Annotated in this window: 1 protein-coding gene; it reads left to right on the top strand. The window is 45.1% G+C overall.

Going from position 1 to position 989, the window contains the following annotated elements; translation table 11 throughout:
* The coding region (locus L652_RS0100905; protein WP_024603192.1) for a gamma-glutamyltransferase at positions 1-989 on the top strand (989 nt) is incomplete at both ends.

The raw sequence follows: 989 nt of genomic DNA, 5'->3' as shown, positions 1-989 counted from the left end.
ACTGACTCAAGCGGGTACAATTCGCGGTTGGCAAAAGGCGCTTGAACTAGATGAGCACGCAGCACTACCACTGTCACAAATTTTAGCACCCGCTATTGAGCTTGCGCGCGAGGGCTTTACCGTTACAAAAAGCTTGCAAGCAGGCTGCGAAAAACTAGCCATTGCTAACAATACCAATGAGGCGTTTAAAAGCCTCTACATACCCAATGGCAAGCCCTTACAAGCAGGCCAGCATTTTAAAAACCCTAAACTTGCAGCAACGTTTGAATACCTAGCAAAACATGGCTTAAACGCATTTTATGAAGGCGCACTTGCCAACTCATTTGCCGCCGACTTAGCAAAAGCAGGCAGCTCAATTACCGCAGGTGACATTGCAAATACTAAAGCCGAGGTAGTTACTGCGCTAAATGCAAACCTCAGTGGTATTGATTGCTACAACTTACCCGCGCCAACACAGGGCGTGCATTCACTACAAATAATTGGTGCCGTAAATAAGTTAAAGCATTTAGCTAAAACCGATGCCGACTGGACACATTTAATTGTTGAGGCAACTAAACAAAGCTTTACCCATCGCCCTACCCTTTGGGCTGACCCTGAAGCATTAGGAGACGATTATAAAAACGCACTAACCGATAATCGCTTAAGCGAACTTGCTAACAATATTGATATGGCCAAAGCCAAAAAATGGCCATTTAACGCAGAGCCTGGCGATACTGTGTGGATGGCAGCCAGAGATAAAAACGGGCAATTAGTCAGCTTTATTCAAAGCATTTACTGGGAATTTGGCAGCGGAATATTAATGAGTGAAGGCGGCTTTGTGTGGAATAACCGTGGTTTAAGCTTTAGTTTAAACAATGAAGATATTGATGCGAGTAATAATACCAACGCCCTTGCCCCAAATAAAAAGCCCGCTCATACACTTAACCCAGCACTGGCAAAGTTTAGCGATGGTCGTCGACTTGCTTACGGAACAATGGGCGGTGAAGGGC

Origin of the sequence: Pseudoalteromonas sp. TB25, assembly GCF_000497995.1 — a bacterium.
Taxonomy (GTDB): domain Bacteria; phylum Pseudomonadota; class Gammaproteobacteria; order Enterobacterales; family Alteromonadaceae; genus Pseudoalteromonas; species Pseudoalteromonas distincta.
Note: the sequence above shows the minus strand (reverse complement) of the source record. Positions and strands in the feature narration are given on the sequence as shown.